The organism is Nocardioides taihuensis, assembly GCF_042657275.1.
In the GTDB taxonomy this organism is placed as follows: Bacteria; Actinomycetota; Actinomycetes; order Propionibacteriales; family Nocardioidaceae; genus Nocardioides; species Nocardioides taihuensis.
Genome location: NZ_JBHSKD010000027.1, coordinates 16,743 through 40,854 on the forward strand (window position 1 = coordinate 16,743; position 24,112 = coordinate 40,854).

The 24,112-nt window shown below is 72.6% G+C and carries 27 protein-coding genes; 18 read left to right on the forward strand and 9 right to left on the reverse strand.

Translation table 11 applies throughout. The annotated features are described in order from the left end of the window. The first annotated feature begins 28 nt into the window (after positions 1–28). From ACFPGP_RS18100 to ACFPGP_RS18130, 7 genes are all read left to right on the forward strand, one after another. Positions 29–916: a lysylphosphatidylglycerol synthase domain-containing protein gene (locus ACFPGP_RS18100; protein ID WP_378592252.1), complete on the forward strand. Its 888-nt coding sequence runs from the start codon at positions 29–31 to the stop codon at positions 914–916. Between the two features lie 102 nt (positions 917–1,018). After that, positions 1,019–1,792 carry a phosphatase PAP2 family protein gene (locus ACFPGP_RS18105; protein ID WP_378592254.1) on the forward strand — a complete coding sequence of 258 codons (774 nt, stop codon included), beginning with the start codon at positions 1,019–1,021 and terminating at the stop codon, positions 1,790–1,792. After that, positions 1,789–2,448 (forward strand): glycerophosphodiester phosphodiesterase, encoded by a 660-nt coding sequence (locus tag ACFPGP_RS18110; RefSeq protein ID WP_378592255.1) that lies wholly within the window; start codon positions 1,789–1,791, stop codon positions 2,446–2,448. The genes ACFPGP_RS18105 and ACFPGP_RS18110 overlap by 4 nt, the downstream gene beginning before the upstream one ends. Before the next feature lie 51 nt (positions 2,449–2,499). Next, the gene (locus tag ACFPGP_RS18115; protein ID WP_378592257.1) at positions 2,500–2,826 is read left to right on the forward strand and encodes a lipopolysaccharide assembly protein LapA domain-containing protein; all 327 of its coding nucleotides are present in this window, start codon (positions 2,500–2,502) and stop codon (positions 2,824–2,826) included. 62 nt (positions 2,827–2,888) lie between these two features. Next, positions 2,889–3,842 carry an ABC transporter ATP-binding protein gene (locus tag ACFPGP_RS18120; protein ID WP_378592258.1) on the forward strand — a complete coding sequence of 318 codons (954 nt, stop codon included), beginning with the start codon at positions 2,889–2,891 and terminating at the stop codon, positions 3,840–3,842. Next, a complete protein-coding gene (locus ACFPGP_RS18125) occupies positions 3,839–4,606 on the forward strand; it encodes an ABC transporter permease (protein WP_378592260.1) in 768 nt (255 codons plus the stop codon). Before ACFPGP_RS18120 ends, ACFPGP_RS18125 begins: the two co-directional genes overlap by 4 nt. After that, positions 4,597–5,583, forward strand: a complete 987-nt coding sequence (locus tag ACFPGP_RS18130) for a COX15/CtaA family protein (protein ID WP_378592261.1) — start codon at positions 4,597–4,599, stop codon at positions 5,581–5,583. The genes ACFPGP_RS18125 and ACFPGP_RS18130 overlap by 10 nt, the downstream gene beginning before the upstream one ends. Before the next feature lie 78 nt (positions 5,584–5,661). On the opposite strand, the gene ACFPGP_RS18135 is transcribed toward ACFPGP_RS18130, so the two are convergent. Then, a complete protein-coding gene (locus tag ACFPGP_RS18135; protein WP_378592262.1) occupies positions 5,662–6,612 on the reverse strand; it encodes a heme o synthase in 951 nt (316 codons plus the stop codon). A 186-nt stretch (positions 6,613–6,798) separates the two neighbouring features. Between ACFPGP_RS18135 and tkt the strand changes: the two genes are divergently transcribed. The 8 genes from tkt (at position 6,799) to ACFPGP_RS18175 (ending at position 16,020) form a co-directional block, all read left to right on the forward strand. Then, a complete protein-coding gene (gene tkt, locus ACFPGP_RS18140) occupies positions 6,799–8,850 on the forward strand; it encodes a transketolase (protein WP_378593550.1) in 2,052 nt (683 codons plus the stop codon). A gap of 75 nt (positions 8,851–8,925) precedes the next feature. Then, a complete protein-coding gene (gene tal, locus ACFPGP_RS18145; RefSeq protein ID WP_378592264.1) occupies positions 8,926–10,035 on the forward strand; it encodes a transaldolase in 1,110 nt (369 codons plus the stop codon). Next, the gene (locus tag ACFPGP_RS18150) at positions 10,032–11,672 is read left to right on the forward strand and encodes a glucose-6-phosphate isomerase (protein ID WP_378592265.1); all 1,641 of its coding nucleotides are present in this window, start codon (positions 10,032–10,034) and stop codon (positions 11,670–11,672) included. The genes tal and ACFPGP_RS18150 overlap by 4 nt, the downstream gene beginning before the upstream one ends. Next, on the forward strand, positions 11,669–13,219 hold the full coding sequence (gene zwf / locus ACFPGP_RS18155; RefSeq protein ID WP_378592267.1) for a glucose-6-phosphate dehydrogenase: 1,551 nt from the start codon (positions 11,669–11,671) through the stop codon (positions 13,217–13,219). The genes ACFPGP_RS18150 and zwf overlap by 4 nt, the downstream gene beginning before the upstream one ends. Positions 13,220–13,247: 28 nt before the next feature. Further along, the gene (locus tag ACFPGP_RS18160; protein ID WP_378592268.1) at positions 13,248–14,162 is read left to right on the forward strand and encodes a glucose-6-phosphate dehydrogenase assembly protein OpcA; all 915 of its coding nucleotides are present in this window, start codon (positions 13,248–13,250) and stop codon (positions 14,160–14,162) included. Then, the gene (gene pgl / locus ACFPGP_RS18165; protein ID WP_378592269.1) at positions 14,159–14,890 is read left to right on the forward strand and encodes a 6-phosphogluconolactonase; all 732 of its coding nucleotides are present in this window, start codon (positions 14,159–14,161) and stop codon (positions 14,888–14,890) included. The genes ACFPGP_RS18160 and pgl overlap by 4 nt, the downstream gene beginning before the upstream one ends. A gap of 638 nt (positions 14,891–15,528) precedes the next feature. After that, the gene (locus ACFPGP_RS18170) at positions 15,529–15,723 is read left to right on the forward strand and encodes a hypothetical protein (protein WP_378592271.1); all 195 of its coding nucleotides are present in this window, start codon (positions 15,529–15,531) and stop codon (positions 15,721–15,723) included. Positions 15,724–15,759: 36 nt separating this feature from the next. Further along, a complete protein-coding gene (locus ACFPGP_RS18175) occupies positions 15,760–16,020 on the forward strand; it encodes a hypothetical protein (RefSeq protein WP_378592272.1) in 261 nt (86 codons plus the stop codon). A gap of 60 nt (positions 16,021–16,080) precedes the next feature. Here the strand turns inward: ACFPGP_RS18175 and ACFPGP_RS18180 are convergent, their stop codons facing one another. Next, a complete protein-coding gene (locus ACFPGP_RS18180) occupies positions 16,081–16,254 on the reverse strand; it encodes a hypothetical protein (protein WP_378592274.1) in 174 nt (57 codons plus the stop codon). Between the two features lie 204 nt (positions 16,255–16,458). On the opposite strand from ACFPGP_RS18180, the gene ACFPGP_RS18185 reads away from it, so the two are divergent. The 3 genes from ACFPGP_RS18185 (at position 16,459) to ACFPGP_RS18195 (ending at position 18,107) form a co-directional block, all read left to right on the forward strand. Next, the gene (locus ACFPGP_RS18185) at positions 16,459–17,052 is read left to right on the forward strand and encodes a hypothetical protein (protein WP_378592275.1); all 594 of its coding nucleotides are present in this window, start codon (positions 16,459–16,461) and stop codon (positions 17,050–17,052) included. Between the two features lie 37 nt (positions 17,053–17,089). Then, complete coding sequence (locus tag ACFPGP_RS18190) at positions 17,090–17,827, forward strand: VOC family protein (protein WP_378592277.1); 738 nt, start codon at positions 17,090–17,092, stop codon at positions 17,825–17,827. A gap of 133 nt (positions 17,828–17,960) precedes the next feature. Next, positions 17,961–18,107 carry a hypothetical protein gene (locus ACFPGP_RS18195; protein ID WP_378592278.1) on the forward strand — a complete coding sequence of 49 codons (147 nt, stop codon included), beginning with the start codon at positions 17,961–17,963 and terminating at the stop codon, positions 18,105–18,107. Between the two features lie 67 nt (positions 18,108–18,174). Here ACFPGP_RS18195 and ACFPGP_RS18200 read toward each other — a convergent pair whose 3' ends face one another. The 7 genes from ACFPGP_RS18200 to ACFPGP_RS18230 all read right to left on the reverse strand — a co-directional run bounded on the left by ACFPGP_RS18200 (position 18,175) and on the right by ACFPGP_RS18230 (position 24,112). Further along, positions 18,175–18,534 (reverse strand): RNA polymerase-binding protein RbpA, encoded by a 360-nt coding sequence (locus ACFPGP_RS18200; RefSeq protein WP_378592279.1) that lies wholly within the window; start codon positions 18,532–18,534, stop codon positions 18,175–18,177. A gap of 15 nt (positions 18,535–18,549) precedes the next feature. Continuing rightward, positions 18,550–18,786: a preprotein translocase subunit SecG gene (gene secG, locus ACFPGP_RS18205; protein WP_378592281.1), complete on the reverse strand. Its 237-nt coding sequence runs from the start codon at positions 18,784–18,786 to the stop codon at positions 18,550–18,552. Positions 18,787–18,817: 31 nt separating this feature from the next. Next, positions 18,818–19,609, reverse strand: coding sequence for a triose-phosphate isomerase (gene tpiA / locus ACFPGP_RS18210; protein WP_378592283.1), 792 nt, complete (start codon positions 19,607–19,609; stop codon positions 18,818–18,820). A 55-nt stretch (positions 19,610–19,664) separates the two neighbouring features. Further along, complete coding sequence (locus tag ACFPGP_RS18215) at positions 19,665–20,864, reverse strand: phosphoglycerate kinase (RefSeq protein ID WP_378592284.1); 1,200 nt, start codon at positions 20,862–20,864, stop codon at positions 19,665–19,667. Position 20,865: 1 nt separating this feature from the next. After that, a complete protein-coding gene (gap, locus tag ACFPGP_RS18220) occupies positions 20,866–21,891 on the reverse strand; it encodes a type I glyceraldehyde-3-phosphate dehydrogenase (RefSeq protein WP_378592285.1) in 1,026 nt (341 codons plus the stop codon). Positions 21,892–22,114: 223 nt separating this feature from the next. Further along, entirely contained in the window at positions 22,115–23,101 is a 987-nt protein-coding gene (gene whiA / locus ACFPGP_RS18225; protein ID WP_378592287.1) for a DNA-binding protein WhiA, read from the reverse strand. A gap of 21 nt (positions 23,102–23,122) precedes the next feature. Beyond that, positions 23,123–24,112 (reverse strand): gluconeogenesis factor YvcK family protein, encoded by a 990-nt coding sequence (locus ACFPGP_RS18230; protein ID WP_378592289.1) that lies wholly within the window; start codon positions 24,110–24,112, stop codon positions 23,123–23,125.

A 24,112-nucleotide genomic window follows, 5' to 3' on the forward strand; every position in this document is an offset into this window, starting at 1 on the left:
CCTCCCGACCGAACCCCCTGGAACCCCCGTGCACCTCCCCGAACGCCTGCGCGCGGTCCTCCACTCGCGCGCCCTGCTCGTCGTCGGCGTCCTCGTCAGCATCGTGGTCCCCGCCGTCACGCTCCCCCGGCTCCCCTCGGTCACGCTGTGGCCGCTCCTGCTCGGCCTGCTGCCCTGGGTGGTCGGCAAGTACCTGCTGTGCCCGCTGCGCTGGCAGGCGATCACTGGTCCCGGTCCCACCCGCGGCTGGTTCGTGCGCACGTACGCCGAGTCCGAGCTGCTCGGGCTGCTCACGCCCGGCCACGTCGGCGCCGACGTCTGGCGGGTCACCAGCCTGTGCCGGACCGGGCTGAGCAAGGCCGACTCGGTGTTGAGCGTCGGCCTCGACCGGCTGGTCGGGGCGCTCGGGCTCATGGCGTTCGTGGTGTTCGCCGGGCCGAGCCTGCCCGCGCGCTACCTGCTGATCGCCCTCGGCGTCGCACTGGCGGTCGTCGCCGGCGCGCTCGTCGTACGGCGGCTGCGGCCGGGCCTGCTGCCCCGCCGCGCGCTCCCGCCGCCGAAGGCCCTGGCCCTGGGACTGCTGCTGTCGGCCGGCTACCAGCTCAGCATCGCGGCGCTCCTGTGGGGCTCCGTGGCCGCCACCGGGAACTCGCTCACCCCGCTCGCCCTCCTCGGCGCCTTCGGCGCCAGCCAGCTGGCGGGTGTGCTGCCGGGCCCCAACGGCGCCAGCCCGCGCGACGGCGCGCTCGTCGCCGCCCTCGCCGCCCTCGGCGTGCCGTGGGCCGCCGCGGCGGCCGCCGTCACGCTCAAGGCGGCCGTCGCCTGGCTGCCGGCGCTCCTGCTGGGAGGCGCCAGCCTGGTGCTCACCCGCCGCGCCCTGCGGGCGGCGGCGGCACCGGTCCCCGTGCCCGCCTGAGCTGTCCCGCCGGTTGAGGACCTTCGACCCGGGCGGTTCTCCCGCGTCGCGGGAGACGGTGGAGGGAGACAGGGACTCCGCAACGAGAAGGCGACCACGCCGATGCTGGTCGAACGAAGCGCCCATGCGCGGAGCCGTCTGCGCTGGGTGGTCATCCAGGCCGCGATCGTCGCGGCCGGGATCACCGTCTACTTCCGGGTCCGTCACCTGACGGAGGGCTCGGAGGCCGCCGCTGTCGACCACGCGCACGACCTCGTCGCGTTCGAACGCGCGACCGGGCTGTACTTCGAGCAGCCGCTGCAGTCCTTCGTCGCCCCGTCGGAGGACCTCGTCACGCTGGCCAACTGGGTCTACATCTGGGGGCACTGGCCGGTCATCCTCGTCACCATGGCGTGGCTGGTGTGGCACCACCAGCACGAGTTCGTCCGCCTGCGCGACGCGATGCTGATCTCCGGCGGCATCGGCATGCTGGTCTTCGCGCTCTACCCCGTGGCTCCACCGCGCCTGGCGGACCTCGGCCTCGTGGACACCGTCACCCAGCGCTCCGACGCCTACCGGGTGCTGCAGCCGCCGGCGTTCACCAACCAGTACGCCGCGCTGCCGAGCCTCCACATCGGCTGGGACCTGCTCATCGGCATCGCCATCATCTCCGCCGCCTCCACGGTGCTGCTCCGCGCGGTGGGCGTGGCCCTGCCCGTGCTGATGGCGCTGGCCGTCGTCGCCACGGCCAACCACTTCGTCGTCGACGTCGTCGCCGGGGTCGCGCTGGTGCTCGTCTCGTACGCTGCCGCCGTGCTGCTGGAGGGCCACCGCGAGCGTCGTCGCGACCAGCGCCGGGAGCGACCGGGCACACCGGCCGTGGGGGCGCGAACGTGACCGTCCACGCGATCGCGCACCGGGCCGGCAACTCGCTGGCCGGCCTGCGCGCGGCCCGCACCCTCGGTGTCGACGTCATCGAGTGCGACGTCCGCGAGCACCGCGGGCGGCTGGAGGTGCGGCACCTCAAGACCGCCGGCCCGCTGCCGCTCCTCTGGGACACCTGGGAGCTGGTCCCGGCCTCGGCACCGCGCCTCGGGCTCGCGGAGCTGCTCGACGCCGACCACCACGACACGACGCTGATGCTCGACGTGAAGGGACGGCGCCCGTCGACGGCGGAGGCGGTGGCCCGGCAGCTCCACGACTCGGGCATCGAGCACCCGATCTGGGTGTGCGGGCGCTGGTGGCCGGCGATCGACACGCTCGCCACGCTCGACTTCGTGCGCCCCGTGCTCTCCGCGCGCAACCGCTCCGAGCTCGGGCGGCTCCGGCGCCGGCTCGCCGACGGCCCGGGGGTCCACGGCGTGTCCGTGCACGCCTCGCTCCTCGACGAGGCGGTGGTGGCCGAGCTCGACGCGCGGGTGGAGGTCGTGATGTCCTGGCCGGTGAACGACGTGCCCCTCCTCGGGCGGCTGCTCGGCATCGGGGTCAACGGCATCATCAGCGACGAGCCGGACGTGCTCGCCGAGCTGCTGCGGCGACGCGCCGGGTCGTGACGGCCGACCACCGGGTCGAGTGAGCCGTCCTCCCGCGGGGTACGGATCCGCATGACCGAACCCACCCACGAGCACGCTGACCGCCCCGGCGCTGACGAGACCCCCCGACGGCGACCGGAGAAGGACCCCCTGCGCGGGTCCCGCACCAGCGGCGCCTGGCTCGGGGTGACCCTGCTGGCGGTCCTCCTGCTGGTGCTGGTCATCTTCATCGCGCAGAACACCCAGGACGTCGAGGTCTCGTTCCTGGGCTGGAACGGGCAGGCACCCCTGGCGGTGGCGCTGCTGATCGCCGCGCTGGTGGGCATCGCGATCGCGTTGGTGGCCGGGACGCTGCGGATCCTGCAGCTGCGGCGCCGGGTGCGGCGCGGCCGCACGTGACCCGGGTCTCGCACGGGCCGACCGCCCGCGGGGCCGGGGGGTGCGCTCCCTAGACTGGCGGGGTGTCCGAAGCGCCCGCCGTCGCCGTCGACGGTCTGGTGATGCGGTACGGCGAGAAGACGGCGGTCGACGACCTCAGCCTCACCGTCGAGCGCGGCTCGATCACCGCGGTCCTCGGCCCCAACGGGGCGGGCAAGACCACGACGCTGGAGACCTGCGAGGGCTACCGCGCACCCCAGAGCGGCACCGTGCGCGTGCTCGGGCTCGACCCGGTCCGCCAGCGCCGCGACCTGCTCCCCCGCATCGGCGTGATGCTGCAGGCCGGCGGCGCGTGGAGCGGGGTGCGCGCCACCGAGATGCTGCGGTACGTCGCCCGCCTGCACGCGCACCCGCACGACCCGGACACCCTGGCGGAGCGGATGGGGCTCGAGGACTGCGGCCGCACGCCGTACCGGCGGCTCAGCGGCGGCCAGCAGCAGCGCCTCAAGCTGGCCCTCGCGGTGGTCGGCCGGCCGGAGATCGTCTTCGTCGACGAGCCGACCGCCGGCATGGACCCCCAGGCCCGCCGCAACACCTGGGAGCTGCTCGCCGAGCTGCGCGGCGCCGGGGTGACGGTCGTGCTCACCACCCACTACATGGACGAGGCCGAGCGGCTCGCGGACCGGATCCACATCATCGACCACGGCCGGCTCATCGCCAGCGGCAGCCCGCTCGAGCTCACCCGCGGCAGCAACGCCGCCGGCGAGGAGCACGTGGCCACCATCCGGCTGGTGGTGACCCGCCCCTTCCCGGCCGGCGCTCCGCAGTCGCTGCGCGCCGCACTCGGCACCCGGGTCGAGGTGACCCAGCTCGACGACGTCAGCCTCCTGGTCAGCGGTCCCGCCGACGCCTCGACGCTCGCGAGGGTGTCGCGCTGGTGCGAGGAGCAGGGGGTGCTCCCCGAGAGCCTCTCCCTGGGCCAGCGCAACCTCGAGGACGTCTTCCTCCAGCTCACCGGACGGGAGCTCGCACCGTGACCGCCCTCGACCTCACCCCCGCCCCCGGCTCGGCGCCGGCGACCCGGATGGTCCTCGCCCACGCGGCGATGGAGACCCGGCTGATGCTGCGCAACGGCGAGCAGCTGCTGCTCGCCGTCGTCATCCCGGTCATCGTCCTCGTCGGCGGCGTGTACGGCGCCGACCGGCTCGACCTCGGGCTGTCGCACGCACCCGTCGACGTCTTCACGCCGGGCGTGCTGGCCCTCGCGGTGATGTCGACGTCGTTCACCTCGCTGGCGATCGCCACGGGCTTCGAGCGCCGCTACGGCGTGATCAAGCGCCTCGGCTCGTCGCCGCTCCCCCGCTCGGGCCTGCTGGCCGGCAAGGTGCTCGGCCTGCTCCTCGTCGAGGCCCTCCAGCTCGTCGTGCTCGGCGGCGTGGGGTTCGCGCTCGGCTGGGACCCCGCACCCGGCTGGATCGGCGCCTTCCTGGCCGTCGTCGCCGGCACCGCGGCCTTCGCCTCGCTCGGCCTGTTCCTCGCGGGCGTCCTGCGCGCCGAGGCCACGCTGGCCGCGGCCAACCTGGTCTACCTGCTCCTCCTCGCCGGCGGCGCCGTCGTCCTCCCCGCGAGCGTCTACGGCGGGGCCAGCACGTGGGTGACCTGGCTCCCGTCGGGCGCCCTCGGCGACGCGATGCGCACGGCGCTCATCGACGGCGCGGTCGCGTGGGGCGACCTCGCCGTGCTGGTCGCCTGGGCCCTGCTCGGCACCTTCCTCACGGCCCGGACGTTCCGATGGGAGTGAGCAGCAGCCTGGGCCGGGCCTGGACCCGCACCCTCGACGCCCTCGCGCCCCGCGTCCGGGCGCTGGGATGGGCGAGCCTGGTCGCCAACGTGGTGCTGGTGGTGACCGGTGGCGCCGTACGACTGACCGCGTCGGGTCTCGGCTGCCCCACGTGGCCGCGGTGCACCGACGAGAGCTTCACGCCCCACGGCGCCATGGACGTCCACTCCGCGATCGAGTTCGGCAACCGCACGCTCACCGGCGTGCTGGCCGTGGTCGCGGTGCTGACGCTCCTGTCCGCCTGGGGCACCCGGCGTCGCGACCTGTTCTGGATCTCCCTGTGGATGGGCCTCGGCATCCCCGCCCAGGCGGTGATCGGCGGCATCACGGTGCTCACCGACCTGAACCCCTGGATCGTCTCGTTCCACCTGCTCTGCTCGCTGGCCATCATCGGGCTGACCGTGCTCTTCCTGCGCCGCGTCGACCACCCCGACCCCGTGGTCGGCCGCGGGCCGGTCGTCACGCTCGCCTGGCTGACCTTCGCCGCCGCCTGGGCCGTGCTCTACGTCGGGACCGTGGTCACGGGGTCCGGGCCCCACGCCGGCGACCTCGACGTCCCCCGCAACGGGCTCGACCCGGTGCAGACCAGCCAGCTGCACGCGGACGCGGTCTTCCTGCTGCTCGGCCTCACCACCGGGCTCCTGCTCGCCCTGCGCGCCACAGGCGCATCGCCGACGGCGCAGCGCGCAGCACTGTGGCTGCTCGGGATCGAGCTGGCGCAGGGGCTCGTCGGCTTCGTGCAGTACTTCACCGACCTGCCGGTCGTCCTGGTCGGCGTGCACATGCTCGGCGCGGCGGCGATCTCGGCCACCGTGACGTGGGCCCTTGTCTCGGTCCGCGAGGACGGAGCGGGCACCGGATCGGCCGCAGGGCCGGACGAGAAGACGGCGGCGGGCCCGCACCCCCGTGAACAGGCCTCGCCGCTCGTCAACCTGTAGGACGTCGCGGGGCCCCGTCAGGTTGCGTCCGCTCCCGAACTTTTTGAACTTTTTTCCCGAGAGCGTCGGCGGCCGCGGTCAGAGCGGGACCAGCGGGGACAGCGCGACAGCGACGAAGAGCAGCGACAGGTACAGGTTCGAGGCGTGGAACAGCCGCATCGGCTGGATCTTCGACAGGTCCTCGGTGCCGCGAGCCCGGCGCCACATCCGGTGGGCCTCGACGAGGAACACCGCCCCGAGGACGAGCGCGGCGACCGGGTAGAAGAGCCCGGTGTCCGCGACCGGCCAGAGCAGCAGCGACGTCGCCACCATCACCCAGCTGTAGATCACGATCCGGCGGGCCACCTCGGCCGCGGGCGCCACGACGGGAAGCATCGGGACGTCGACGTTGGCGTAGTCCTCGCGGTAGCGCAGCGCCAGCGCCCAGGTGTGCGGTGGGGTCCAGAAGAAGACCACCGCGAACAGCACGACCGGCACCCACGACAGCGAGCCGGTGACCGCCGTCCAGCCGATGAGCGCCGGGAAGCAGCCGGCCAGGCCACCCCACACGATGTTCTGGGTGGTCCGGCGCTTGAGCACCATCGTGTAGACGAGCACGTAGAAGGCGTTGGCCGCGAGCGCCAGCGCGGCGGAGAGCCAGTTGACCCACACCGCCAGCACGACGGTCGAGATCACGCCCAGCGCCAGGCCGAAGACCAGCGCCGCGCGCGCCGAGACGATGTGGCGTGGAAGGGCGCGTCGGCGGGTACGGCGCATCTGCTCGTCGATGTCGCGGTCGTAGACGCAGTTGAGTGCGGACGCGGACCCGGCCGACAGCGTGCCGCCGACCACGGTGGCGACGACCAGGCCGAGCTCGGGGACACCCCCGGCGGCGAAGAACATGACCGGCACGGTGGTGAGGAGGAGCAGCTCGATGACCCTCGGCTTGGTGAGCCCGACGTACGCCGCGACCACGTCGCGCAGGGTCGCGCGGGTCGGCTCCGGCTCCGGCTGCGAGAGCGCAGAGGCCTGCTGGCCGACAGACGTCACGGGGAGTCCCCTGGAGGGTCGAGGTGCTGGTGCGCCTCGCAGTCTATCGGCCCGGGTGAGTAGGCTCGACGCCGAGCCGAGCAGCGCCGCCGACGGCACCTCCCCCACCCCGAAGGGAACCCCGTGACCACTCTCGACTGGACCGATGTCGACGACCGGGCGGTGGACACCTGCCGCGTGCTGGCGATGGACGCGGTGCAGAAGGTCGGCAACGGCCATCCGGGCACCGCGATGAGCCTCGCGCCCGTCGCCTACCTGCTCTTCCAGAAGAAGATGGTGCACGACCCGACCGACCCGGCGTGGGTCGGTCGTGACCGGTTCGTGCTGTCGTGCGGCCACTCCTCCATCACCCTCTACACCCAGCTCTTCCTCGGCGGCTTCGGCCTCGAGCTCGACGACCTCAAGGCGCTGCGCACCTGGGGCTCGAAGACGCCCGGCCACCCCGAGCACGGCCACACCGCGGGCGTCGAGACCACCACCGGGCCGCTGGGCCAGGGCGTGGCGAACGCCGTCGGCATGGCGATGGCAGCCCGCCGCGAGCGTGGCCTCCTCGACCCCGGCGCCCCCGCCGGCGAGAGCGCCTTCGACCACCACGTCTACGCGCTGTGCAGCGACGGAGACCTCGAGGAGGGCGTGAGCGGCGAGGCCTCGTCGCTGGCCGGTCACCAGCAGCTCGGCAACCTCACGCTGATCTACGACGACAACCGGATCTCGATCGAGGGCGACACCGACATCGCCTTCAGCGAGGACGTCGCCAAGCGCTACCAGGCCTACGGCTGGCACGTCCAGACCGTCGACTTCACCCAGGGTGGCACCGAGTACGCCGAGGACGTCCCGGCCGTGTGGCGGGCGCTCGAGAAGGCCGACAAGGTCACCGACCAGCCGAGCCTGATCGTGCTGAAGACGATCATCGCCTGGCCCGCGCCCAAGGCGCAGAACACCGGCAAGGCCCACGGCTCCGCGCTCGGCGACGACGAGGTCGCGGCGACCAAGAAGATCCTCGGCTTCGACCCCGGCCAGACCTTCGAGGTCCCCACCGAGGTGCTCGAGCACACCCGCAGCCTCGCCCGGCGCGGGCGGGCGGCCCACGACGCCTGGCGCGAGCGGTACGACGCGTGGGCGGCGGCCAACCCCGACGGCGTCGCGCTGCTGGAGCGGATGAGCACCCGCACCCTGCCTGCGGGCTGGGAGTCGGCGCTGCCGACCTTCGAGGCGGACGCCAAGGGCGTGGCCACCCGCGTCGCCTCGGGCGACGTGCTGGGTGCGATCGCACCGGTGCTGCCGGAGCTGTGGGGCGGCTCGGCCGACCTCGCCGGGTCCAACAACACCACCCCCAAGGGCGAGCCGTCGTTCGTCCCGGCGGACCGTTCGACCAAGGACTTCCAGGGCGACGTCTACGGCCGGGTGCTCCACTTCGGGATCCGCGAGCACGCCATGGGCTCGATCATGAACGGCATCGCGCTGCACGGCGGCACCCGCGTCTACGGCGGCACGTTCCTGGTGTTCTCCGACTACATGCGCCCGGCCGTCCGGCTGGCCGCGCTGATGGGCCTGCCCGTGACCTACGTCTGGACCCACGACTCCATCGGCCTCGGCGAGGACGGCCCGACCCACCAGCCGGTGGAGCACCTCGCGGCGCTGCGGGCGATCCCGGGCCTCGACGTGGTCCGGCCCGCCGACGCCAACGAGACCGTCGCCGCGTGGGCCACGATCCTCGGCCACACCGACCGCCCCGCCGGTCTCGCGCTCACCCGCCAGAACGTGCGGACCTTCCCGCGCGGTGAGGACGGCTTCGCCACCACCGACGGCGTGGCCCGCGGCGGCTACGTGCTCGTCGACGCCCCCGACCTCGAGGGCGCCGGCGGCACCCCCGACGTCGTCCTCATCGGCACCGGCTCGGAGGTGCAGCTCGCCGTCGAGGCGCGCGCCCAGCTGGCCGGGAAGGGCATCGCCGCCCGCGTGGTGTCGATGCCGTGCCGCGAGTGGTTCGACGCCCAGGACCAGGCCTACCGCGACACCGTCATCCCGCCGATCGTGCCGGCGCGGGTCAGTGTCGAGGCCGGGGTCGCGCAGGGCTGGCGCGAGGTCGTCGGCCAGCACGGCCAGATCGTCTCGCTCGACCACTTCGGCGCCTCTGCCGACTACGACACGCTCTACCGCGAGTTCGGGTTGACCGCCGAGGCGGTCGTGCTCGCGGCCGAGGAGAGCATCCGGGCCGCGGGCAAGGCCGCCCGCTGACCGGCTGACAGCATCCCCGACAGCAGACCAGACAACAGCATCGCCACCAGCACCACCGATCGGGAGGAGCACCGCATGTCCGAGAGACTCCATGAGCTGTCCGGGGCGGGGGTGTCCATCTGGCTCGACGACCTCTCCCGCGAGCGGATCGAGACCGGCAACCTGGCCGAGCTGGTCAAGGAGAAGTCGGTGGTCGGCGTGACCACCAACCCGACGATCTTCGCGGGCGCGGTCGCCGACGGCGAGCGGTACGACGACGAGGTGCGGGCGCTCGTGGCCGACGGCGCCGACGTCGACCGGGTGGTCTTCAAGCTGACCACCGGCGACGTCCGCAACGCCTGCGACGTCCTGCAGCCGACCTACGCCGCCACCGAGGGCGTCGACGGCCGGGTGTCGATCGAGGTGCCGCCCACGCTCGCCCACGACACCGACGAGACCCTCGCCGCCGCGCGCGAGCTGTGGGCCGAGGTCGGTCGCGACAACGTCCACATCAAGATCCCGGCCACCACCGAGGGCGGCCCGGCGATCAGCGACGCCCTGGGCGACGGGATCAGCGTGAACGTGACGCTGATCTTCGGCCTGGAGCGCTACCGCTCGGTGATGGAGGCGTACCTCACCGGCCTGGAGAAGGCGCTCGAGGCGGGTCGCGACCTGTCCCGCATCCACTCGGTCGCGTCGTTCTTCGTCTCGCGTGTCGACACCGAGATCGACAAGCGGCTCGAGGCGATCGGCACCGACGAGGCGCTCGCGCTGCGGGGCAAGGCCGGCATCGCCAACGCGCGCCTGGCCTACCGCGACTTCGAGAAGTTCTTCTCCGGCGACCGGTGGGCCCGCCTGGCCGAGGCCGGCGCCCGCGTGCAGCGCCCCCTGTGGGCGTCGACCGGCGTCAAGAACCCCGACTACCGCGACACCATGTACGTCACCGACCTCGTGGTCGCGCACTCCGTCAACACCATGCCGGAGAAGACGCTCGAGGCCTTCGCCGACCACGGCGAGGTCGACGGCGACCAGGTGACCACGCGCTACGACGACGCGCAGCAGGTCATGGACGACCTCGCGGCCGTCGGCATCGACTACGACGACGTGATCGAGGTGCTCGAGCGCGAGGGCGTGGAGAAGTTCGAGGCCTCGTGGCAGGAGCTCCTCGACACCGTGCAGGGCCAGATGGAGGCGGCGGACCGGTGACTGCCTGGAACGCCGCGTCCGGGCCGGGCCACGACCTGCGCTTCGGCTACCCCGACGAGGCGGCGCTGGCCGCGGCGGTCGAGGAGCTGGTCACCGACCGCGTGGCCAGCCGGCTGTTCGCCCGCGACGCGACGCTGTGGGGCGAGGCGGCCGAGGAGGAGTCGGCCAAGCGGCTCGGCTGGGTCGACCTTCCCGAGACCTCACGCCCCCTGCTCACCGAGATCGCCGCGCTCGAGGTGGAGCTGCGCCAGCGCGGGCTGACCAAGGTCGTGCTGTGTGGCATGGGCGGCTCCTCGCTCGCACCCGAGGTGATCTGCGCGGCCGCGGGGGTCGACCTCGACGTGCTCGACTCCTCCGACCCCGACTTCGTGCGCACCGCCCTCGAGGACCGGCTCGCCGAGACCGTCGTGGTGGTGTCCTCCAAGTCCGGCGGCACGGTCGAGACCGACAGCCAGCGCCGCGCCTTCGAGAAGGCCTTCACCGATGCGGGCATCGAGCCCGCGGAGCGGATCGTGGTCGTCACCGACCCCGGCTCGCCGCTGGAGCAGTCGGCCCGCGAGGCCGGCTACCGCGTGTTCCTCGCCGACCCCGAGGTCGGGGGGCGCTACTCCGCGCTGACCGCGTTCGGGCTGGTGCCCAGCGGGCTCGCGGGTGCCGACGTCGTCGGGCTGCTCGACGACGCCGCCGCCGCCCGCGACGCCCTGGCCGCCGACGACGCCGGCAATGCCGGGCTCCGGCTGGGTGCGCTGCTGGGCCTCGGCTACCGGGCCGGCGCCGACAAGGTCGTGCTCGCCGACGCGGGCGCGCCGTACGCCGGTCTCGGCGACTGGGTCGAGCAGCTGGTGGCCGAGTCCACCGGCAAGGACGGCCGCGGGCTGCTGCCCGTGGTGGTCGACTCGTCGTCCAGCCCCAACTTCGACCCCAGCACGCGCGACGAGGTGCTGGTGACCTACGGCCCCGGCTTCCCCTTCGACGGCGTGCGACCCGCGTCCGGCTTCGGCGCCACCGTCGACGGACGCCTCGGCGCACAGATGCTGCTCTGGGAGGTCGCGACCGCGGTCGCGGGTCGGATGATCGGGATCAACCCCTTCGACCAGCCCGACGTGGAGAGCGCCAAGGCCGCGGCCCGCGAGATGCTCGACGGCGGCGGCCAGACCCCGACGCCGGTCCTCACCGACGGGCCGGTCACGGTCTACGCCTCCGGCGGCTGGCTGCCCGAGGGCTGCTCGACGGTCGTCGACGCGGTCGCCGCGCTGCTCGACCGGATCGACCCCGACCACGGCTACCTCGCCGTGCAGGCCTACCTCGACCGTCACCGCGACCGTGACCTGGCCGCCGTCCGCGACGCCCTCGCGGTCCGCACCGGCCGGCCCGTGACCTTCGGCTGGGGGCCGCGGTTCCTGCACTCGACGGGCCAGTACCACAAGGGCGGCCCCCCGACCGGCGTCTTCCTGCAGGTCACCGGGCAGCCCGAGGCCGACCTCGCGGTGCCCGACCGCCCCTTCACCTTCCACGAGTTCCTCACCGCGCAGGCGGTCGGCGACGGCCAGGTGCTCGCCGGGCACGACCGGCCGGTACTGCGGCTGCACGTGGCCGGGCACGGTGACCTCGCGGACCTGCGCGAGGTGCTCGGGTGAGCGCTCCCGCCGGGTGGCACAACCCGCTCCGCGACCCCCAGGACCGCCGGCTCCCCCGCATCGCCGGCCCGTGCGGCATGGTGCTGTTCGGGGTCACCGGTGACCTGTCGCGCAAGAAGGTGATGCCGGCGATCTACGACCTGGCCAACCGCGGCCTGCTGCCGCCGGGGTTCAGCCTCACCGGGTTCGCCCGCCGCGACTGGGCCGACCAGGACTTCGCGCAGATCGTGCACGACTCGGTCAAGCAGCACGCCCGCACGGAGTTCCGCGAGGAGGTCTGGAAGCAGCTCGCCGAGGGCTTCCGCTTCGTCCCGGGCGACTTCGACGACGACCAGGCGTTCGCGCACCTGCGCCGCACCATCGAGGAGCTCGACGAGCAGCGCGGCACCGGCGGCAACCACGCCTTCTACCTCGCGATCCCCCCGTCGTTCTTCGGTGACGTCGTCGGCCAGCTCAAGGAGCACGGGCTCGCCGAGGAGACCGACGGGCGCTGGCGGCGCGTCGTCGTGGAGAAGCCCTTCGGCCACGACCTCCAGAGCGCCATCGAGCTCAACAGCACCCTCGCCGAGGTCTTCCCGTCGGGCTCGGTCTTCCGCATCGACCACTACCTCGGCAAGGAGACCGTCCAGAACATCCTGGCGATGCGGTTCTCCAACACGATGTTCGAACCGATCTGGAACGCCAACTACGTCGACCACGTGCAGATCACCATGGCCGAGGACGTCGGCATCGGCGGCCGGGCCGGCTACTACGACGGCATCGGCGCCGCCCGCGACGTCATCCAGAACCACCTGCTCCAGCTGATGGCGCTGGTGGCGATGGAGGAGCCGACGTCGTTCGAGGCCGAGTCGCTGCGGATCGAGAAGCAGAAGGTGCTCGCGAGCGTCGTGCTCCCCCAGCGGCTCGACCTGACGACGGCGCGCGGGCAGTACGCCGCGGGGTGGGCCGGCGGCCGGAAGGTCGCGGGCTTCTGCGAGGAGGAGGGCATCAAGCCGACCTCCACGACGGAGACCTACGCCGCGGTCAAGCTCGGCATCGACACCCGGCGCTGGGCCGGCGTCCCGTTCTACCTGCGCACCGGCAAGCGCCTCGGCCGCCGGGTGACGGAGGTCGCGGTGGTCTTCAAGCGCGCGCCGCACCTGCCCTTCAGCGCGTCGTCGACCGAGGAGCTGACCCAGAACGCCCTCGTCATCCGCGTGCAGCCCGACGAGGGCATGACGATGCGCTTCGGCTCCAAGGTGCCCGGCACCCACATGGAGATCCGCGACGTCAACATGGACTTCGCCTACGGCGGCAGCTTCACCGAGGCCAGCCCCGAGGCCTACGAGCGGCTGATCCTCGACGTGCTGCTCGGCGACCCACCGCTGTTCCCCCGCCACGAGGAGGTGGAGCTGTCGTGGAAGATCCTCGACCCGATCCTCGAGCACTGGGCCAAGCAGGACGCCGCCGGCAGGCACAAGCCCGAGAAGTACGCCTCGGGCGGCTGGGGGCCAGCCTCCGCCGACAAGATGCTGGCCCGCGACGGCCGCGCCTGGCGGCGGCCGTGAGCGCCGCACGAGCACAGGGAGGAGCGCGATGATCGAGCTCACCGACACCAGCGCCTCGGAGATCGCCGCCGAGTTCGTCCGCGCCCGCACGCGGGCCGGCAGCCCGGCGATGGGGATGGTGATGACACTGATCATCGTCGTCCCCGAGGACGACGCCGAGGACGCCATGGCCGCGGCCCGCTCGGCCTCGCACGAGCACCCCGCACGGGTGCTCGGCGTGATCCTCGGCGACGGTCGCGGGCACGGGGTCGTCAACGCCCAGGTCGGCACCGGCGCCGGGTGGACCGGCGAGACCGCGCTGATCCGCCTCCAGGGCGAGGTGGTCAAGCACCCCGAGTCGGTGGTGCTGCCGCTGCTGCTGCCCGACTCCCCCGTCGCGATCTGGTGGCCCACCGACGCACCCGACGACCCGGCCGCCGACGCGCTGGGCCAGCTGGCCCAGCGCCGGATCACCGACGCCGCTGCCGTCGGACGGCGCCGCAGCACGGCCATCCACACCCAGTGCTCGACGTACGCCAAGGGCAACACCGACCTCGCCTGGACCCGCCTCACGCCGTGGCGGGCCCTCCTCGCGGCGGCCCTCGACCAGCACCCGGCCAAGGTCACCCGGGCGCACGTCGTCGCGGAGCGGATCAGCCCGAGCGCGGAGCTGATGGCGGCCTGGCTGCAGGACCGGCTCAAGGTCAAGGTCGAGCGCTCGACCAGCCAGGGGCCCGGCATCACCGAGGTGGTGCTCGACACCAGGGAGGGGTCGATCCGGCTCGCCCGGCCCGACGGCCGGCTCGCGGTCCTGAGCTCGCCCGGCCAGCCCGACCGGCCTGTCGCGCTGAAGCGGCGCGACCTGCCCGACCTGCTCGCCGAGGAGCTGCGGCGGCTCGACGAGGACGACGTGTACGCCGCCACCGCCCGGCGCCTGCACCGCAGCCGCGGGGGCAAGTCGTGACCGAGCCGCTGATCGAGGTCCACGACGACGCGACGGCCCTGGCCACCGCCGTTGCCGGTGCGCTCGTCGCACGACTGGCTGACGCCCAGGAGCGCGGCGAGGAGCCGCAGGTCGCGCTCACCGGCGGCAGCATCGCCGACCAGCTGCACCACCAGCTCACCCGGCTCGGCAACGACCACGGGACCGACTGGGCGCGGGTCGTCTTCTGGTGGGGGGACGAGCGCTTCGTCGCGCGCGGCTCCGACGAACGCAACGCGGGCGCGGCCCGCGCGGCCTTCCTCGACCCCGTCGGCGCCGACCCGGGCAAGGTGCACGAGGTGCCCGCCGCCGACGAGGTCGACGACGTCGCGGCGGCTGCCGCGGCGTACGCCACCACCTTGCGCGAGCACGGCAGCGGCGAGTTCGAGGTCGTGCTGCTCGGCGTCGGGCCCGACGGGCACGTCGCCTCGCTGTTCCCGGGCCACCCCGCCCTCGACGACGAGGGGATCGCGGTCGCGGTGACCGACTCACCCAAGCCGCCGCCGCAGCGGGTCAGCCTCACCTTCAACGCCCTCAACCGGGCCCGGACAGTCTGGTTCATCGTCAGCGGCGAGGCCAAGGCCGAGGCCGTGGCGAAGGCACTCGCCGAGCACCCTCCCGCCGACCCGCACGAGGTGCCGGCGGCCGGCGTCACCGGCTCGGTGGAGACGGTGTGGTTCCTCGACCGCGAGTCCGCCTCGAAGCTGTGATCGTTGCGCACGTCGCGAGGAGCACGCAGTGGCCGGCGCTCCCCCCGCGCTGCGGATGTGGTGCCGAGCGTCAGCCGCGAGAAGCGACGCCCCGTCCGTGCAGCGATCCAGGGTGGTCGAAGATTCGACCCCGAGGATGGCCCGACCTGAGTCGATGCCGTCGACCGCCCGTTCAGGCCAGAAGTCGTCGTGTGCGCGGTACGGGATTGCGAGCGTCCGCGTCCGCAGGGTCTTGCACGGAGCGGACCTCCGGGCCAAGCCGTTCCGGGAGGACACGTCGGTAGAGACAAGCGTGCGCGAAGCAAGCCGGTGAGCGCGGAGTGCGCTGACCTGCTCACGGCCACGGTCCGCTCGGCCCGGCCTGTGGTACGGGCCGTTCAACATCGCGGCCGCCGGCGGCTACGAGTGGACGCAGGACATCGGGGCCCAGTTGACCACGCAGGCCTACTGGTACTCCTACGCCACCGGTCAGTACTACGAGCTCGGGCAGTGCATCGGGAACGGCGCAGTACCCGGCATCTTCAACGGGTAGAGATGCGTCCCCGGAAGAGACCTACGGGGCGTGCTACCTCGACGCACCAGTCAGCGCCGAAGCGCCGGCGCACCGCATCGTCCGCTCGTGCAGCAGGTAGCGTGCGATGCTGCGGCACGCCTTCATGCTGATCGGATCGGCCCTGCCCTTCGACAGCGACCCGACGGTCGAGCTCACCGGTTCCGTTCTGCTTCTGTTCGGCTTCTCCTGGATCGCAACGGGCATCCCGCGGGAGCGTTCGAGGCAACGCCAGGAACTCGCGCCTGCCTGTCCGCTCTGCCGCGTTCTACCTCAGGCTTGATGGATCATGGACAGTTCCCCCGGCGAAGGAGGATCCATGCCGCAGACGATCACATATCGAGGACCGAGGGTCCTGGTGGGTGCTCTGGCACACCTGTTGCGTGAGGAGGGCGTCGAGTTCGCCCAGCCACGGGAGGACCGCACGGAGGTCGTCGAGGTGGCAGTGGTCGTCCTGGAGGTGAGTGCCGGAGACACGGTCCGCGACCGGACTCTGGAGGCTAGGATCGACGCCGCAGTCGGGAGGTTCACGAAGAGATTCGGCGACGACATCGCGTCGATCGAGATCTCGGACAGTTGACGAGGACCGCCCCCAGGCGCCTTGTCATGGCCCCCGAGCCACGGCAGTGGAGCCTGACACTCATGCCGCACGGCGGGGTTCGGCCAGCTTCCACGGCGAGCGCAGCTTGTCATTGACCTTCCACAGCTCCGCACAGTCGCCAGTGGAGAAGGCCTTGTCCGTGTCGGAGGTCCCTCCGCACGCGCCGAGGCTCGCGATCAGGATGATGGACAGCGACGAGGCGAAGGTTCGCACGGCGGCACGATCCCACCCACGCATCGGCGTTCGCCCCGCACGACCACTACCCGTGACGGGATCGAAACCAATCGCCCGCACCGTGGGTCGTGCGCCGAACTGTCGAGTTGAGTGAGGTCATCGGATGCCGGTCGTGCCGCTGACCGTGCGCTGATCCGCCGAGAGGGTCCGCCGGATGTCGGGTCCGGTTCCTAGGCTCACACCATGTCTGACTTCACCTGGTTCCCGGCCAACCGGGCAACGACCGAGGACGTCGAGGCGCTGTTCGCCACCGGAGGCGCGTGCAAGTGCCGCTGCCAAGCCATGAAGGTGCCGGGATGGATCTGGCGCGACACCACCCAGGAGCAACGCGATGCAGCGCTGCTCGAGCAGACCGCCTGCGGCACCAACGGACCGACGTCCGGGCTGATCGGGTACGTCGACGGCGAGGCGGCCGGCTGGGTAGCGGTCGAGAAGCGGGAGAACTACCCCCGGCTGTGGAGCCGGAAGCAGGCGTGGATGCGGATGGACCCCGACCTGGAGGGCGTCTGGTCGGTCACCTGCTTCGTCGTGCGCCAGGGGTGGCGCCACTCGGGGCTGACCTACGAGCTCGCCGCCGCCACGGTCGACTACGGCCAGCAGGTGGGCGCCCGCGTCCTGGAGGGCTACCCGATCGAGCCGGCGCCGGGGAAGGCCGTGATCTGGGACGAGGCGTCGGTGGGGCTGCTGCAGGTGTTCCTCGAGGCCGGCTACGAGGTGGTCGCCTCCCCCACCCTGCGGCGGCGCGTGGTGCGGCGACACCTGGGGGGCCCCTCGTGACCGCCGCCTCCCCGAGCCGCCGCTAGCATGCGTCGGCATGGGGACGCGGCTGGTTCAGATCAACATGAAGGCTCGGGACGACGCCGCTCTGGGCGGCTTCTGGGCGGAGGCGCTCGGCTGGGGGATCTCCAGCGAGGGGCCCGGCGTGACGAACCTGGAACCCGAGGGCTTCTTCTACCCCGACCCTGTCGCCGTGGTCATCGATCTGGTCGTCTCACCCGAACCCAAGACGGTGAAGAACCGCGTGCACGTCGACCTCGCCACCACCTCTGCGGCCCACCAGGCGGAGCTGGTCACCCGGCTGCTGGATCTCGGCGCGACACCCGCCGACGTGGGACAGGGCGACGTCCCGTGGAAGGTCCTGGCCGACCCGGAGGGCAACGAGTTCTGTGTGCTGGACTGGCACGACCCGGTCCGTGACACCGGCCCGATCGCCACCGTCGTGGTCGACTGCGCGGATCCACGAGCCATGGCCCACTTCTGGGACCAGGCCATGGACTGGACGCTGCTCGAGGTGACGGACGACGACGCGGTGCTGCGCTCCGGCCAGGGCGTCGGCCCGTACCTGCAGCTCCGCCGTACGCCCGACGTGAAGACCGTGTGGAACCGGGTCCACCTCGACCTCCGCCCCTACCCGGAGGACGATCTCGACGCCGAGGCGGCCAGGCTGCGGGCCCTGGGCGCCACCGACGTCGACCTGGGCGAGGGTGATGTGTCGTGGACCGTCCTCGCCGACCCGGAAGGCAACGAGTTCTGCCTCCTGGCCCCCGGCTGACCGAGTCCGATCGTCGCGTGAGCAACCTCACCCGCACACCGGCGCGCCACCGGGAACCACGTCGAGCGCGCCCGCGTTACCAGAAGGCCGGCCCACGATCCGAGCCGCCGCACCATCGATCCAGGAGCACGACATGTCCGACCTGACCCGCAAGGCTGGCCGCTCCACGTGGCTGCAGTCCTACCGGAACCGTTCCGCCGAATCACGCAGGCTTGCGCACCAGCTTCGCGACATCAAGCGCGACATCAACACCCAGGGCCTCACCCGCGGCGCCTGCTGAGCGCGACGGGCCCTCGAACGACGACTGACCCGCCGTCAACTAACGGCGGGTCAGCGCGGTGTTGAGGTCAGAAGATGATCTCGCCGGACTTGCGACGGCTGCGGAGCAGCTGGATCGCCTCGTCGAGGATGTCCTGGGCCTCGGCGTCGGAGCGACGCTCCTTCACGTAGGCCAGGTGCGTCTTGTAGGGCTCGATCCGCGGTGCGGGGGGCGGGTTCTCCGCGTCCATGCTCGCGGGCAGGCCGCACTTGGGGCAGTCCCACGACTCGGGCACCTGGGCCTCGACCGAGAACGTCACCACCGAGCGGTGCTCGTGGGAGCAGAAGTAGGTGACCGCTTGCCGCGGCGCGGCCTCGCCGCGCTCCGCCTCGCCCATCGGGCCGGCGCCGACGCGACTCCCGCGGATGGCATTTCCTCCACCAGCCATGTGTCCGCTCCTCCCTCAGCCGCCGTAGGAGTTCAGCAGTCCGAGCGCGACGATCGACGCGAACCAGATCACGCCCACCCCGATGGTGAGCCGGTCGAGGTTGCGTTCTGCCACGGACGAGCCGCCGAGCGAGCTGGAGACGCCACCGCCGAACATGTCGGAGAGGCCGCCGCCGCGACCCTTGTGGAGGAGCACCAGCAGGATCATCAGGGCGCTCGCGAGCATGAGCACGATGGTGATGAGGACAGTCACGGTCGGTAAGCCTACGTCACGGATGCCGAGATCAGAGCAGCGGCATGTCGTAGAAGCGGCAGATCCCGCCGAACTCGTCGGCCTGGAGGCTGGCGCCGCCCACCAGGGCGCCGTCGACGTCGTCGCGATCCATGATCCCGGCCACGTTCGCGGCCTTCACGGAGCCGCCGTAGAGGATCCGGAGCGCGTCCGCCGCCTCGTCGCCGTGCACCTCGCGGACCCGCCCGCGGATCGCCGCGCAGACCTCCTGCGCGTCGTCGGGCGTGGCTACCTCGCCGGTGCCGATGGCCCACACCGGCTCGTAGGCCACGACCAGGCCGGCCACCTGCTCGGCGGAGAAGCCGGCCAGCGAGCCGTCGAGCTGGGCGAGCGTGTACGCCACGTGCTCGCCGGACTGCCGGACCTCGAGGCCCTCGCCGACGCACACGACCGGGGTGATCCCCGCGGCCAGGGCGGCCTTCGCCTTGGCGTTGACCAGCTCGTCGGACTCCGCGTGGTACGCGCGGCGCTCGGAGTGACCGACCACGGCGTAGGAGCAGCCGAGCTTGGCGAGCATGCCCGCCGAGACCTCGCCGGTGTAGGCGCCGGACTCGTGGACGGACACGTCCTGCGCGCCGTACTTCACCAGCAGGCGGTCACCGTCGACCAGCGTCTGCACCGAGCGCAGGTCGGTGAACGGCGGCAGCACCACCACCTCGACCTGGCCGTAGTCGTGCTTCTTGTCCGCGAGCGTCCAGGCCAGCTTCTGGACCAGGACCACCGCCTCCTGGTGGTTGAGGTTCATCTTCCAGTTGCCGGCCATCAGCGGGGTGCGCGAGGTCATGGGTAGAGCAGCTCCTGTGTCAGGTGGGGGTGTGCCCGGGTGTCCCGGGCCGGGTTCAGCGCTCGAGGACGGCGATGCCCGGCAGCTCCTTGCCCTCGAGGAACTCGAGGCTGGCGCCGCCGCCGGTGGAGATGTGACCGAAGGCCGACTCGTCGAAGCCGAGGCTGCGCACGGCCGCGGCCGAGTCGCCGCCGCCGACCACCGAGAGTCCGTCGACCTGCGTGAGCGCCTCGGCCACCGCACGGGTGCCCTCGGCGAAGGCGGGGGTCTCGAAGACGCCCATCGGCCCGTTCCAGAACACCGTGCGCGCCCCGCGGATCACCTCGGCGAACGCCGCGCCCGAGTCGGGCCCGATGTCGAGGCCGAGGCTGTCGGCCGGGATCTGGTCGGCCGGCACGACGCGGGGCTGCGGCTCGCGGTCGCCGGAGGGGAACTCGGTGTCGACGACGATGTCGGTCGGCAGCACGATCCGTACGCCGGACTCCTCGGCACGCGCGAGGTAGCCGCGGCACGTCTCGAGCTGGTCCTCCTCGAGGAGGCTCGCGCCCACCTCGTGGCCCTGGGCGGCGAGGAAGGTGAACACCATCCCCCCGCCGATGAGCAGCACGTCGGCCTTGCCGAGCAGGTGGTCGATCACGCCGAGCTTGTCGGAGACCTTCGAGCCACCGAGCACGACCGCGTAGGGGCGCTCGGGGTCGACGGTCAGCCGGCGCAGCACGTCGATCTCGCGCGACACCAGCCCGCCCATCGCGTGCGGGAGCCGCAGCGCGACGTCGTACACCGAGGCCTGCTTGCGGTGGACGACACCGAAGCCGTCGGAGACGAAGGCGTCGGCCAGCCGGGCGAGCTCGCCCGCGAACGCCGCTCGCTCCTCGTCGTCCTTGCTCGTCTCGCCGGGGTTGAAGCGGACGTTCTCGAGCACGGCGACCTCGCCGTCGCCGAGGGCGTCGACGGTCGAGACCGCGCCCTCCCCCACCGTGTCGGTCGCGAAGGCGACCGGCCGGCCGAGCAGCTCACCGAGCCGCTCGGCCACCGGGGCCAGCGAGAACCGCGGGTCGGGCTCGCCCTTCGGACGCCCGAGGTGGGCGACGACCACGACCCGGGCGCCGGCCTCGGCCAGCGCCTGGATCGTCGGGACGCTCGCCCGCACCCGGCCGTCGTCGGTGATCCGTGCGCCGTCGAGCGGCACGTTCAGGTCGGAGCGGACCAGGACCCGCTTGCCCCGGACGTCGCCGAGGCCGTCGAAGTCCGCCACCTCAGAGCGAGGAGCCGACGAGCGCCGACAGGTCGATCAGGCGGTTGGAGTAGCCCCACTCGTTGTCGTACCAGCCGACGATCTTGACCTGGTTGCCGTTGGCGAGCGTGCAACCGGCGTCGACCGTGCACGAGGCGGGCCAGGTGACGATGTCGGCGGAGACGATCTCGTCCTCGGTGTACTCCAGGTAGGGCGCCAGCGGGCCGGACTCGGCGGCGGCCTTGAACGCGGCGTTCACCTCGTCCTTGGTGACCTCGGCGCCGAGGGTGACGGTGAGGTCGGTGACGGAGCCGGTCGGCACGGGGACGCGCAGGGCGTAGCCGTCGAGCTTGCCCTTGAGCTCGGGCAGCACGAGCGAGATCGCCTTCGCGGCACCGGTGGTGGTCGGGATGATGCTGGTCGCGCCACCGCGGGCCCGGCGCAGGTTGATCTGGCCCTTGCGGTTGAGCGAGATCTGGTCGAGCAGCTGCTGCTCGGTCGTGTAGGCGTGCACCGTGGTCATGAAGCCCTGCTCGATGCCCCAGTTGTCGAGGAGCACCTTGGCCATCGGCGCGAGGCAGTTGGTCGTGCAGCTGGCGTTGGAGATGACGTGGTGGTTCGCAGGGTCGTAGTCACCGTCGTTGATGCCCATCACGATCGTGATGTCCTCGTCGGAGGCGGGCGCGGAGATGATGACCTTCTTGGCGCCGGCCTCGATGTGCTTGCCGGCGTCGGCGGCCTTGGTGAACAGCCCGGTCGACTCGATGACGATGTCGGCGCCGATCTCGCCCCAATTGAGGGCGGCGGGGTCGCGCTCGGCGGTCGCGTGGATCTTGGTGCCGTCGACGGTCAGGAAGTTGTCGTCGGACTCGATCACGCCGGGGAAGCGCCCCAGGATCGAGTCGTAGCGGAGGAAGTGGGCGAGGACGTCGTTGGGCGCCAGGTCGTTGACACCGACGATCTCGACGTCGGCACCCGACGCCTGGACGGCGCGGAAGAAGTTGCGGCCGATCCGGCCGAACCCGTTGATACCTACGCGAACGGTCACTGCGGAGCTCCTCTGTGCGGGGTCTGTGCGCCTGGCCTAGCCCGAAGGGGTGGTCCGGGTCCCAGGACGTCTCGACCCTATCGCGGGGGGCCGGTGCACCCGCACGGGTCGTCCGCCGTACGTGCGGGTAACCAAGGACCCTGCCGGCGACCGGGTCCTAGGTCCCGGTCGGGGACGCAGCCGTACGCCGGACGGGCGCCGGGCGGGCGGCCCTGCCTCGCGGTCAGGCTTCGTCGGCCAGCATCTCCGGTGTCAGGGAGGCCTCGGTGTCGGGGATGCCGAGCTCCTCGGCGCGCTTGTCGGCCATCGCCAGCAGGCGACGGATGCGGCCCGCGATCGCGTCCTTGGTGAGCACCGGGTCGTGCAGCTGCCCGAGCTCCTCGAGCGAGGCCTGCTTGTGCTCGAGGCGCAGGTGCCCGGCCAGGCTCAGGTGGTCGGGGACGTCGTCGCCGAGGATCTCCAGGGCCCGCTCGACCCGGGCGCCGGCGGCGACGGCGGCGCGCGCGGAGCGACGCAGGTTGGCGTCGTCGAAGTTGGCCAGGCGGTTGGCGGTGGCGCGGACCTCGCGGCGCATCCGCCGCTCCTCCCACGCGAGCAGGGTCTCGTGGGCGCCGACGCGGGCGAGCAGCTCACCGATCGCGTCGCCGTCGCGGATCACCACGCGGTCGACGCCGCGCACCTCGCGGGCCTTGGCCGAGATGCCCAGCCGGCGGGCGACGCCGACGAGGGCGAGCGCGGCCTCCGGACCGGGGCAGGTGACCTCGAGCGAGGACGAGCGCCCGGGCTCGGTCAGCGAGCCGTGGGCCAGGAAGGCACCGCGCCAGGCGGCCACGGCGTCGCAGCCGCCGCCGGAGACGACGCTCGGCGGCAGGCCGCGGACGGGACGGCCGCGCTGGTCGAGCAGGCCGGTCTGCCGGGCCAGGGCCTCACCGTCCTTCGTGACGCGGACGAGGTAGCGGCTGCCCTTGCGGATGCCGTTGCCCTGCACCATGACCACGTCGGCGTGGTGGCCGTAGACCTCGGCGACGTCCTTGCGCAGCCGACGGGCCGCGGAGCCGGTGTCGAGCTCGGCCTCGACCACGATCTTGCCGCTGACGATGTGGAGGCCTCCGGCGAACCGGAGCATCGACGCGACCTCCGCCTTGCGGCAGCAGGTCTTGGTGATCGGGGTGCTGGCGAGCTCTGCCTTGACCTGTTGCGTCATCGCCATAGGGCGATCCTCGCATGCGCGTCAATCACCCTCGACGATCGTCCGGAACGCCTCCGCGAGCTTGTCGGGGTCGTGCCGCGGGGTGCCGTCGCCGACCGCCACGTCGGCCACCACCAGCCGTGCGCCGTACGACGCGACGGCGGCCGCGAAGCCCTCGCGGTCGGGCAGGCTGCGGGGGTCGGCGAGCACGGTGTGCACGATCAGGTCGGGGGCGTGCTCCCACAGCGCGACCAGGTGGTCCTCGGGCGCGAACCCGCCCGTCTCCCCCGCCTCGGCGACCAGGTTGAGCACCACCACGACCCGGGCACCGGTCTCGACCAGGGCGGAGCGCAGCTCCGGGACCATCAGGTGCGGGATCACCGAGCTGAACCAGGAGCCGGGCCCGAGCACGACCCAGTCGCTCGCGCGGATCGCCGCCACCGCCTCGGGGCAGGCCGCGGGCTCGGGCGGGTCGAGCGCGATCGAGGTGATCGCCCCCAGGGTCGTGGCGACCTCGACCTGGCCGCGCACCGTGCTGAGCTCGTCGGGGCGAGCGGGGTCGGCGCCGCGCACCTCGGCGGTGATGTCCATCGGCGTGAGCGCCATCGGCAGCACCCGGCCCGACGCGCCCAGCAGCCGGCCCATCCAGTCCAGGGCGTCGACGTGGTCGCCGAGCAGCTCCCAGAGGGCGACGATCAGCAGGTTGCCGACCACGTGCCCGCGCATCTCGCCGTCCCCCGCGAAGCGGTGCTGGACGACCCGCGCCCAGGTGTCGCCCCAGGCGTCGTCGCCGCAGAGGGCGGCGAGGGCCATCCGGAGGTCGCCGGGCGGCAGCACGCCGAACTCGCCGCGCAGGCGGCCCGACGAGCCGCCGTTGTCGGCGACGGTGACGACGGCGGCCAGCTCGTCGACCGTGAGGTCGGCGACCAGGCGCCGCAGCGCCTGGAGCGAGGCGTGCAGGCCGTGGCCGCCACCCAGCGCCACCGCGGACTGGGCGCGCGCGGCCGCACGCCTCCGAGCCGGCGGGGTCAC

Excerpts from the sequence above, each read along its gene's own strand:
- ACFPGP_RS18130 (WP_378592261.1), top strand. The coding sequence starts at position 4,597 with ATGGGAGTGAGCAGCAGCCTGGGCCGGGCCTGGACCCGCACCCTCGAC.
- ACFPGP_RS18160 (WP_378592268.1), top strand. The coding sequence starts at position 13,248 with ATGATCGAGCTCACCGACACCAGCGCCTCGGAGATCGCCGCCGAGTTC.
- tal (WP_378592264.1), top strand. The coding sequence starts at position 8,926 with ATGTCCGAGAGACTCCATGAGCTGTCCGGGGCGGGGGTGTCCATCTGG.
- ACFPGP_RS18115 (WP_378592257.1), top strand. The coding sequence starts at position 2,500 with ATGACCGAACCCACCCACGAGCACGCTGACCGCCCCGGCGCTGACGAG.
- ACFPGP_RS18195 (WP_378592278.1), top strand. The coding sequence starts at position 17,961 with ATGTCCGACCTGACCCGCAAGGCTGGCCGCTCCACGTGGCTGCAGTCC.
- tpiA (WP_378592283.1), bottom strand. The coding sequence starts at position 19,609 with ATGACCTCGCGCACCCCGCTGATGGCCGGCAACTGGAAGATGAACCTC.
- ACFPGP_RS18175 (WP_378592272.1), top strand. The coding sequence starts at position 15,760 with ATGCCGCAGACGATCACATATCGAGGACCGAGGGTCCTGGTGGGTGCT.
- whiA (WP_378592287.1), bottom strand. The coding sequence starts at position 23,101 with ATGGCGATGACGCAACAGGTCAAGGCAGAGCTCGCCAGCACCCCGATC.
- ACFPGP_RS18190 (WP_378592277.1), top strand. The coding sequence starts at position 17,090 with ATGGGGACGCGGCTGGTTCAGATCAACATGAAGGCTCGGGACGACGCC.
- ACFPGP_RS18185 (WP_378592275.1), top strand. The coding sequence starts at position 16,459 with ATGTCTGACTTCACCTGGTTCCCGGCCAACCGGGCAACGACCGAGGAC.
- ACFPGP_RS18105 (WP_378592254.1), top strand. The coding sequence starts at position 1,019 with ATGCTGGTCGAACGAAGCGCCCATGCGCGGAGCCGTCTGCGCTGGGTG.
- ACFPGP_RS18200 (WP_378592279.1), bottom strand. The coding sequence starts at position 18,534 with ATGGCTGGTGGAGGAAATGCCATCCGCGGGAGTCGCGTCGGCGCCGGC.
- ACFPGP_RS18170 (WP_378592271.1), top strand. The coding sequence starts at position 15,529 with ATGCTGCGGCACGCCTTCATGCTGATCGGATCGGCCCTGCCCTTCGAC.
- tkt (WP_378593550.1), top strand. The coding sequence starts at position 6,799 with ATGGACGCGGTGCAGAAGGTCGGCAACGGCCATCCGGGCACCGCGATG.